General features: G+C 27.6%; 9 protein-coding genes. 6 read left to right on the top strand and 3 right to left on the bottom strand.

The window, feature by feature from the left end:
• A partial coding sequence (locus Q0V24_RS12455; protein ID WP_297521974.1) for a glucosaminidase domain-containing protein occupies positions 1–1322 on the top strand: 1322 nt, incomplete at its 5' end.
• Between the two features lie 162 nt (positions 1323–1484).
• Here Q0V24_RS12455 and Q0V24_RS12450 read toward each other — a convergent pair.
• The 3 genes from Q0V24_RS12450 to Q0V24_RS12445 all read right to left on the bottom strand — a co-directional run bounded on the left by Q0V24_RS12450 (position 1485) and on the right by Q0V24_RS12445 (position 3177).
• Positions 1485–2420, bottom strand: a complete 936-nt coding sequence (locus Q0V24_RS12450) for a zf-HC2 domain-containing protein (protein ID WP_297521972.1) — start codon at positions 2418–2420, stop codon at positions 1485–1487.
• On the bottom strand, positions 2410–2718 hold the full coding sequence (locus Q0V24_RS17115; protein ID WP_366938307.1) for a hypothetical protein: 309 nt from the start codon (positions 2716–2718) through the stop codon (positions 2410–2412). Before Q0V24_RS17115 ends, Q0V24_RS12450 begins: the two co-directional genes overlap by 11 nt.
• A 99-nt stretch (positions 2719–2817) precedes the next feature.
• On the bottom strand, positions 2818–3177 hold the full coding sequence (locus tag Q0V24_RS12445) for a hypothetical protein (RefSeq protein ID WP_297521970.1): 360 nt from the start codon (positions 3175–3177) through the stop codon (positions 2818–2820).
• 160 nt (positions 3178–3337) lie between these two features.
• Here Q0V24_RS12445 and Q0V24_RS12440 point away from each other — a divergent pair, with 160 nt between their 5' ends.
• The 5 genes from Q0V24_RS12440 to Q0V24_RS12420 all read left to right on the top strand — a co-directional run bounded on the left by Q0V24_RS12440 (position 3338) and on the right by Q0V24_RS12420 (position 10387).
• Positions 3338–4354 (top strand): Gfo/Idh/MocA family oxidoreductase, encoded by a 1017-nt coding sequence (locus tag Q0V24_RS12440; protein ID WP_297521968.1) that lies wholly within the window; start codon positions 3338–3340, stop codon positions 4352–4354.
• Between the two features lie 48 nt (positions 4355–4402).
• Positions 4403–5329 carry a GNAT family N-acetyltransferase gene (locus Q0V24_RS12435; protein ID WP_297521966.1) on the top strand — a complete coding sequence of 309 codons (927 nt, stop codon included), beginning with the start codon at positions 4403–4405 and terminating at the stop codon, positions 5327–5329.
• 177 nt (positions 5330–5506) lie between these two features.
• Complete coding sequence (locus Q0V24_RS12430; RefSeq protein WP_297521964.1) at positions 5507–7288, top strand: ABC transporter ATP-binding protein; 1782 nt, start codon at positions 5507–5509, stop codon at positions 7286–7288.
• Complete coding sequence (locus Q0V24_RS12425) at positions 7282–9075, top strand: ABC transporter ATP-binding protein (RefSeq protein WP_297521962.1); 1794 nt, start codon at positions 7282–7284, stop codon at positions 9073–9075. Before Q0V24_RS12430 ends, Q0V24_RS12425 begins: the two co-directional genes overlap by 7 nt.
• 142 nt (positions 9076–9217) lie before the next feature.
• Positions 9218–10387: an SMI1/KNR4 family protein gene (locus Q0V24_RS12420; protein ID WP_297521960.1), complete on the top strand. Its 1170-nt coding sequence runs from the start codon at positions 9218–9220 to the stop codon at positions 10385–10387.
• Positions 10388–10409: the final 22 nt, after the last annotated feature.

Genomic DNA, 10409 nt, shown 5'->3' with positions numbered 1-10409 from the left:
GCATAATGATAACAGGATGGGTTCATGAGTGGGGAGTAAACTATTACTTTGCAAACAATGGACAACAAGTAAGAGGATTACAAACAATAGGTAATAAAGTTTATAATTTTAATAATCATGGAATAATGCAAACAGGATGGCAAACAATAGATAATCATGTTTATAAATTTAATGACCAAGGCATAATGATAACAGGATGGGTTCATGAGTGGGGAGTAAACTATTACTTTGCAAATAATGGACAACAAGTAAGGGGATTACAAACAATAGATAATAAAATTTATAAGTTTAATAATCAAGGGGTAATGATAGGAGGAGTGCTTACAGCACCAATAATAGACGCAAATTCTAAAACTATAAATCAAGGTGCTATGTATAATAATTCAATGTTAAATGCAACAGTAAATGAGGGGGCTAGTATAAGTTATAGTGGTAATGTAAATACTAATGCACCTGGGCAGTATATAGTTAAGATTATAGCAACAAGCCCACAGGGGTTAACAACAACTATAATAGAAAAAGTTACGGTTATAGCAAGTAAATATACTAAAGTTCATTATAACATGACTATGGATAAGTATGTTGCAGGAGAAATTAAAGAGTATAAGGCATCAATGGGGAAAAATTTAAGCAAAGAACAAGTTACTAATCTTAAAAGTCATATAAATCCAAATGATTCAAAATCTGTATACCAATTTTTAAATGTAGCGAGTTATAGAGATGTAAATGAGCAAGGGCTTGCTAAAGAATTAAATGGTAAAGGGATGCTTAGTGGACAAGCACAAAACTTTATAAATGCAGCAAAACTTTATAATATAGATCCATTATACTTTATATCTCAGTCAATGCTTGAAACAGGTAAAGGAAGTAGTAATTTTGCAAAAGGTATTACTATAACTGAGGCATTAGTTCCAGAATATAAAGATAATAAATTAGTTTATGGGAAAAATGGAAATAAAATTTATGTAATGAAAAAATTAGATAAACCAGTTAAGGTTTATAATTTATTTGGAATTGGTGCATATGATAATGATCCAACAGTTGGAGCAACAAGTTATGCATATAATCATGGATGGACAAGCATTCCTAAGGCTATAGATGGAGCAGCTAAATTCTTATCAACACAGTATATAAGAAATCAGATAAAACAAGCTACACCATATGAACTTAGATATATAAATAGTTCAGTAGATAACATGTGGCATCAATATGCAACAGAGATAGACTATGCAAGTAATATTGCATATTATATAAACAAATTAAGTTATCTATATGATTCTAATGATGTATTTACATTTAATACACCTGAGTTTAATAAGTAAGTATTTTTGAAAAATACAATTTTCTAAATTAAATATAGTGGAGTTCTAAGATTTATTTTAGAATATAAAGCTTAAAAGTAAGAAGCTATCTCAAAAGTTAAGTCATTGTACAATAATATATTGTAGATGATTAAACTTTGAGATAGCTTCTTATATTTATAATTATTTTATATCAGATGATTTTAAGTATTGCTTTATAATATTTTCTAAGTCATTTGTAGTTTTATAGTTTGGATAGATATTATCAATAAAAGTAGATTCGTTTTGTGAATTTAAAATATCAAAATTGTATAGTTCAGGATTAAAACCATTTTCTTTTAGTATTTTGATAATAGAATCTATAGTTTGGGATAATTCATTTGAATTATAAGTATCGCTATAAAAAGCTATAGATAATTGAATTGGAATTTCACTATCTATTGATTTATTATATGGATTATTAAGGGTTAAGTTATCTGGTTGATTATAATCAAGTGTTGCATTGATATAGTCTAATTTTAATTCGGGGAATTTATGAATTAGAGTATATTTAACATCTTTTATATAAGCATCAAGAAGTCTGTCTTTAGTTGGTATTTTAGTTTGCTCAATTTGATAGTGGTAGTTATCTGTTATTTTTAATAAAAAGCCATGAGTCGATATAGAAAATTTTAAGTCAGGGTTAGCTTCTTCATCTTTAGCATAAACATCGGCTATATAGGAACCACCAGTACCGAAACCTAAAGTTTGCAAATCTTCATATCTAAAATTTGATAATTCTAGGTTATATTGTGGATAGTGTGATTTTAAATAAGCATTAAATCTAAATTTTGTAAAGTTAGAAACTAGAGTAGTTCCAAGTAATAGTGAGAGTATAAGAGAAATAAATATTCCACTAATTAATTGGTTTCTATGTTTATTTTTTATTTTAGAAAAGGCCTTTTTTTCACTTATTTGCGTTATATCTAAGGTGTTAGGCATTTTCATAGCTTCATATATAGCATTACAATTTGTACAGGTAGATAGATGTTCCTGTATATATGCATTAGTAGTATCATTACAAATATCTTCAACATAATTTGGTAATAGGTCATTTATAATATCACAATCATTTTTCATTACTTACAATCCTTTCTTTGAGTTTAATCTTTGCTCGATAAAAAGTTACACGCCCCCATCTTTCACCTTTTTTATATAGTTTTGAGATGTTTTTAAGAGAGATACCATGAAGTAAGTGAAGTATTAAAACACTTTTACCAGGTTCATCTAAAGCGTCAATTTCCTTATAAAGCACGATGTTTTCTTCATTTTCATTTAGGATAAATTCAGGGGTTTTAAAGTCAATAATAATATCTTCAATATTTATATTATTATTTGTATCATACTTTTTTTCTTTTCTTAGATGATCATAATAAATATTTTTAAAAAAGATTAATATAAAGACAAATTAGGAGATTTAGCAAATAATTTATAGAGAAAGAAACGTCTTCTAAAATTTATAGAAGAGGCGTCTTTATTAAAATGCTTTTAGGTAAGCAAGAACATTTTCTGTATTTGTATTGTAGTATTCATTTTCAGTTAATTGATAAAATTCAAATTCGTTTATATCATCTACATCAACAAATTTTGCTATAAGTGGAGAAATTAAAAGTAAGTGAGCATCATTATCTAGTAAGACCTTTAGGTCATCATAACTTTGGTCCATTTCAATGGTATAATCCAGATTGTTTTCTTTGATTTCTTTTGATAATTTATCCTTTAAGAGTCTAGCAAAGCTTTTTTTGAAAGGATTAAGTATGTTAATTCCAAGTTCATCTCCAACAGGTATTGGTTTTGCACCTGTTACAGTTTTAGATATAATTACTATTTTTCTCATAAATACTCTCCTTTGAGTTTATATATACTATAGTTATTATTATTCCATAAATTTCTTCTTAATGATTAAGAAATTATTAAGTTATTATTTAAGAGAAAAATTTAAGAAGTTTGTAATTTGTTATATAATAGAAGAAAGAATATAAAGTAGGAGTGATAATATGATTACAATAGGTTACATAGGAAATGGTAAGAGTACGAATAGATATCATAGTCCATTTGTGCTTGAGAGAGAGAATATAAAGATAAAAATGATTTATCAAAGAAATCCTAAAAATGAAGTTTGGGATAGAATTGACAATGTCAAATATACATCAGATATAAATGAGCTACTTAGTGATACACAGATTGATATGGTTGTAGTTTGTACTGGGTTAAATAGCCATTTTGAATATGCAAAACTTGTTTTAGAAAGTGGAAAACATTGTTTAGTAGAAAAGCCTTTTATGGAAACTTTAGAGGAATCTAAAGAGATTTTTGAGATTGCAAAGAGTAAAAATCTGATAGTGCAAGCATATCAAAATAGAAGATTTGACAGTGATTTTTTAACAGTTCAAAAGGTTATTGAGGAAGGGAAACTTGGTGACTTATTAGAAATAGAAATGCATTTTGATTACTATAGACCAGAAACTCCAGAGGGAATAAATAGATTTAGTATAGGTGAGTCATATTTATATGGACACGCTTGTCATACTTTAGATCAGGTTATAAGTTATTTTGGTGAGCCAGATAAAATTAATTATGATGTAAGACAGCTTTTAGGTAATGGAAGAATGAATGATTACTTTGATTTAGATTTATATTATGGAATTTTAAAAGTTTCAGTTAAATCTAGCTATTTTAGAATAAAAGAAAGACCTAGCTTTGTAGTGTATGGAAAGAAAGGATGCTTTGTAAAGCACACTAAGGATAGACAGGAAGAAAACTTGAAAGATTTTTATATGCCGAGTAATAAAGATTTTGGTGTTGATGAAGAAAAACATTATGGAATATTAACTTATATAGATAGAGAAGGAATTGTACATGAGGAGAAAGTTAAATCTGTAAATGGCGATTATGGAAGAGTTTATGATGATTTATATAAAGCTATAATTGAAAAGAAAGAAAAAACTATAACTGATAAACAAACTTTACTTCAAATGAAGATATTAGAAGAAGGGATTAAAGGGTTAAAGTAAATCTGAGTATTTAGAAAATTTTAGATAAGAAATTGGGGGAAGAATTTTGTGATAAAAGGCTATTTAGATTTAGATAATACAGAAAAAGAGCGGGTTAAGAGATTTATTTTTAGAAAAATAACAACAAGAAAAAGTATAGAGGATCTAGATAATATTTTCAAAAAGAAGATAAATGATTATGGAAGAGGTAGTTTTATATATTTTTCAAATGGAAAAGTTATAGGAACAGCACAGGTAGTTCTAGAATCATGTAAAGAACTTAAAACTACATATATTTATAAAATTGATGTTTGTGAGGGGTATTTAAATAAGGCACTTGCTGTTAAAGATTTAATTGCGACGGGAATTAGAATATCAAAAGAGTATGGGGCACAGGAAGTTTATTTATGTCTTAGTACAGGGCTTCTAGGGATTTTTGATATACTTGGATATAAGTATGATTATTATGCTACAAGTATGGTGTTAGATGAATTTGTGCAGGGAGAGATAAATTTAGAACTTATACCTTTAGTAGAAGAAAATAAAGAAATATATTTAAGTACAATTAATAGTGCTTTTTGTGATATGCCACATGGAATGTATCATTCTAGAGCGGATGTAGAAGAATATTTAAATAATGAAAAAGATGAAAATTATTATTTTTTAGTAAAGAAAAATAATAATTTTATAGGGTTTATAAATATTGAAATTGATGCATGTAAAGGAACTTTTGATATTGGACTTATCAAAGGTTACAGAGGTGCTGGTTTTGGGAAAGAAATTCTTGAAACGGCTATATCTTTTATAAAAAGTAGGGGTATAGATAAGATAGAAATTGTAGTGATAAAGAAGAATAAAATTGCTTATCATATGTATGAAAAAAGAGGGTTTATAGAAAAAGATATTTTAGGATATTGGACAAGTGTGAATTTAAGGAAAATAAAAATATTTGAAGATATTATTAAAAGAAAAAAAGGTACTTTATGTAGTAAGTAAATGAAAGAATATAAAATAGTTATATCATAATGGTATAGCTATTTTTTTTGAATAAAATACAGGTTTATTGGATATTTTCTTAAAAAAATTTGAATATTAAAAAAAATTTATGAAATGCACTTCTATTCTACAAAAAAAGGTTAATATGTTAAATATAGGTTTTATATGGAGGGGTATATGAAGTTATATTTTAAAGATGTTATAGGAATACCTTTTAGGTATGCAAAATTTGAAGCATTTATTATTTTGGTACAAAGATTATTTAGTGGATTTGTACCTATGATTCAAATGTTTTTAGTAACTGATTTTGTTAATAAGGCAGTTGCAATACTTAATGGCAAGATGGGTGTGGATAAAATTTATTTATCAATTTTTATGCTAGTAAGTGTAGTAGCAATTGATTGGCTTTTTGCAAAGGTTATCTTATTTGCTAGTACAAGCATGTCACTAAAGATTAAAAAAGGTTATAGGGTAGAGATTACAAGGAAGGTGGCTAGTCTTAAATATTCTTATATTGAGTCAGAGGACACTTGGAATCTTATAGAGAGAACTACTAAAGATATAGAGATAAGACTTAGAGATGCTTATCTTAATTTACTTAACTTAATTTCATTAATATTAAAGATTACAGGAGTTTTAGTTGTACTTTTAACTTATTCTATAACTTCAGTAATTATTATGTTTGCGGTATGTGTACCATTCTTTATTTTATCAGTAAAAAGTGGTAATAAGGCATACGAGGTTGAAAAAGAAGTAGCGAAGGAGCGAAGAAAGTCTGATTATATAGGAGCAACACTGACAAGTAGAGAAGCTGCTTATGAAAGAAATTTATTTTCGTATGGAAATACTTTAAGTGATAAGTGGCAAAGTATTTATGAACATGTTAGGAAAAAGGAAGCAGATGTTAATGTAAAGTGGATTTATAGAGCAAAGCTTGGAAGTATTATTACATCTATTGCTGTTATATTAACTATCATTGTTTTTCTATTCCCTCTTGCAAGTGGAGGAATTTCAATAGGGAATTTTGTAGCTATTGGAAATGGAACTATGGGACTTATAAATGATATGTCATGGACATTATCTTCATTTATAAAAAATGTTGCTTTTGATATGGAGTATTTTAAAGATTTAAGAGAAATGGCAGGGCTTGAAGAAGAAAAGGGTTCATTAGATTTAAGAGAAGAGAGTTTAGATTTTAAAACTTTAGAGTTTAGGAATGTATCATTTAAGTATGATGGATGTGAGAATTATATATTTAAAAACTTATCCTTAAAAATTGAAAATGGAAAGCATTATTCTATAGTTGGAGCTAATGGATGTGGAAAAACTACTATTACAAAGCTTATAACAGGATTATATAGTAATTTTGAAGGAGATATTTTAATTAATGATAAAAGTATTAAAGAATATACGAGTGGACAAATTAAATCACTTACAGCCCTAGTTTATCAAGATTTTGCTAAGTATTATATGAGTATAAAGGAAAATATAGAGGTTGGAAATATTAATAAATTAGTAGATACAACTCATTTAGAAGAAATTGAAAATGCTATAGATATTATAGGTTTAAAAGATTTTATTGCATCACTTGATGACGGTATAGCAACAGAACTTGGAAAAGTTAAGGAAGATTCTATTGATTTATCAGGTGGTCAGTGGCAAAGAATTGCAATGGCAAGAGCTATGGTTAGTGATGCAAGTCTTAGAATACTTGATGAGCCTACATCAGCACTTGATCCTATAAGTGAGAGTAAAGTATATGAAAGTTTTGAGGATATAAGCAAGGGGAAAACTACTATATTTATAAGTCATAGGCTTGGGTCTACTAAAATATGTGATAAGATATTTGTTATAAATGATGGGATGCTTGCAGAAGAAGGTTCACATGAGCAGCTTATATCACTTGATGGTGTATATGCAAATATGTATGAAAGTCAAAAGGAGTGGTATGCATGTTAAAAAAAGATAATGATATTTCGATTTTAAAAGTAATTAAGACAGTGATACCTATGATGGTAAAAGCAAGTAAATCAGGGATGATTATTTGTATAGTAGTAGGTTTTTTGATAAGCATATCATGGTTTTCTATTACGTATTTTACAGAGAAGTTTTTTGATCAAGCAAGTATCTTGGTTAATGGAGAAAGCAGTATAGAAAAAGCAGTATTATTTGGAATAATGCTTGGAGTAGCACTTTTAGTAGGTCATTTGATAAATGCAGTTTTAAATGCACAGGCAACAATACTTTCAGGTAAAGCAGCAGGTTACATTACTAATATAGTTAATAAAAAAGTATCTAGAATTCAAACTATAGAATTTGAGGATACAAGTAGGTTAAATGATATAAATAAAGCTAATAATGGTGCATATGGTGTAGTTCATCTTGTATTTACAGGGATATTAATATTAACAGGATATTTATCTTATTTTATTTTTATGAGCATTTATTTATATAAGCTTAATCCAATTTTAAGCTTAGTAATATTATGTGCCTTTATTCCAGTTATTATAAATCAGGTTATTAGGATTAAGATATTTGCAAAGCTTGAAGATGAGAGTGCACCTCTTAGAAGAGAATTTGAGTATAATGAAAAATATCTTATAGATAGAGAGTTTTTTAAAGAAACAAGACTACTTGGTGGATTTAAATATTTTAATAAAAGATATGAAAATTCATTAGAAAGTTTAAATGAAAAGATATGGAAGGCAGAAAAAAAGTCTAATACATTAGAGATATTAATGAAGTCTTTTACCATTGTAGGTTATGGACTAACATTATATTTATTATTTAGAAGTTTGATGGATGGAAAAATAACAGTAGGGGCATTTACAGCAGTTTTAACATCAATTGAAATGATATTTGGAATGGCAGAAGAACTTATTTGTTCTCAAATAGGAGGCTTAGCACAAGAACTTGGAAGTGTTAAAAATCTTGTTAGATTTTTAGAGATTCCTGAAAAGGGTGGAAAAGAAATTGAGTTTACTAATGCTCCAAGTTTAGAACTTAAAAATATATCATTTTCATATCCACAGAGTGATACTTTAATTCTTAAAGATATAAATTTAAAGATTGATGCAAAAGAAACTATTGCAATTGTTGGTTCTAATGGAGCAGGGAAAAGCACTCTTATGAGAGTGTTGATTGGGTTATATCCAGCAACAAAAGGAGAAGTTTTAATTAATGGTTATGATATGAAGAATATATCTAATGAATCTATATTTAAAAATACTTCAGCAGTATTCCAAAAATTTGAAAGATATAAATTTGATTTAAGAGAAAATATTACAATTAGTGATATTAATAATAGCAAAGATGAAAAAGTTTTAGATGTGCTTGATGAAACAGATATTGAGGTGAATAGTAGAAGTTTTGAAAATGGACTTGATACACTTTTATCTAAGGAATTTGGAGGAACTGATTTATCTGGTGGACAGTGGCAGAGAGTTGCTATTGCAAGAAGTCTATACAAATTTAATAATTTTATCGTTCTTGATGAACCAACAGCAGCTATAGATCCTGTCGAAGAAGGGAAGATTTTTAATAAATTTAAAGAACTCTCAAAGGACAAAACAGCAATTATAGTAACTCATAGGATGGGAACTGTCAAAATAGCTGATAGAGTGGTTGTTTTAGACAAAGGAGAGATATTACAAATAGGTACTCATGAAGAACTTTTAAGCATTAATGGACAATATAAGACAATGTATGATGCTCAAAGTAAGTGGTACGACAGAAGTTTAATCTAATATTGTAATTTTAAAAAGACAAACGTTAAAGTTTGTCTTTTTTTGTATGATAAAATAATTTTTACAATTGCCATAAATATGGTAAAATTATGTTAATAAGTAGTTTGATTAGAGAATATGTTTAAAGGTGGAGGATTTTATTTTGGAAGTAAAAGAAAATTTAGGGAAATGTAAATTTATCGACGAATTAAGTAATTACATAGAGAGTATACATGAATTATTAAATATTCCAGCAACAGAGGCAATGTTAGAGGGTTTAGAAGAGGTTGCAGGAACAAATTTACCTAAAGAGTTTAAAAACTTATATCTTCTATATAATGGAGAAGCAGAAGGTAAGATGTATGGAAGTATGCTTGGGATGAAGTGGATGGACATAGATAGCATAAATAGTCAGATTGAACAAATAAAAGAGAAAAAAATAAATATAAAAGATGATAATATGAGAATACTCAAAGTTGGTGAATATAAAAAAGAGTGGATTCCTTTTGCGGAAGATTTTCAGGGAAAGTATTTAGCACTTGATTTAAATCCAGATGTAAATGGACAGTATGGACAGGTTATAGTTATTAATACAGAAAAGAATGAAGCATATTTAATTGCTGATAGTTTTGATGATTTTTTAGATTTAGTTTTAGATAAATTAAGTAATGGCATATTAGAAGTTAAAGAAATAGAAAATATAAGTGTTGTGTCATGGAATAAGGGAAATGCTTATGTATATGGAGTTGAGCTTTCTACAGGTAAGAGAGAAGTAATTATGATAAAGATTGATAAGCAGTGGGAGATAATCTTTAATAATCTTGTAGTATTCCAAAAAACAAAAATATCAAATGGTGAAATATCCCTTGCAAACCTTGAGAGGGTAAAAATATTAAGTTTATCAAAAGGGTTATTTGGAGCACTTGATACTATATCCCTTGAAATAGTAAGATACATGAAAAATTTAAGAAGACTTAGAATTGTAGCAAGAGAAATAGAAGGTCTTTCATACCTTTCAAACTTAAAGGATTTAAGAGAACTTGAAATATCAGGTTATGCATTAAGTGATGAAGAAATAGAAAATTTCAAGTATATAAGATATCTTTTAGAGTTAACATTAGAGGATATAAATTTAAATGATGTAGTTGCATTTATAGAACTTAAAAGACTTCATAAATTAAAATTACGTAATGTTATTATAGAAAATACAAAATCACTTGGGCAGTTACATGGGTTAAGAGAGCTTGATATATATAGTATGAGACTTGAAAGTTTAGATTTTATAAGAGATATTGGTGAGACAACAAAGATAATTTTAAATAATGTTAGATAAATTTATGATAGTGAAGAAGGTG

This window comes from uncultured Clostridium sp. (assembly GCF_947039605.1).
In the GTDB taxonomy this organism is placed as follows: Bacteria; Bacillota; Clostridia; order Clostridiales; family Clostridiaceae; genus Sarcina.
The sequence above is the reverse complement of the archived record's forward strand: the minus strand, read 5'-3'. Positions and strand labels throughout refer to the sequence as shown.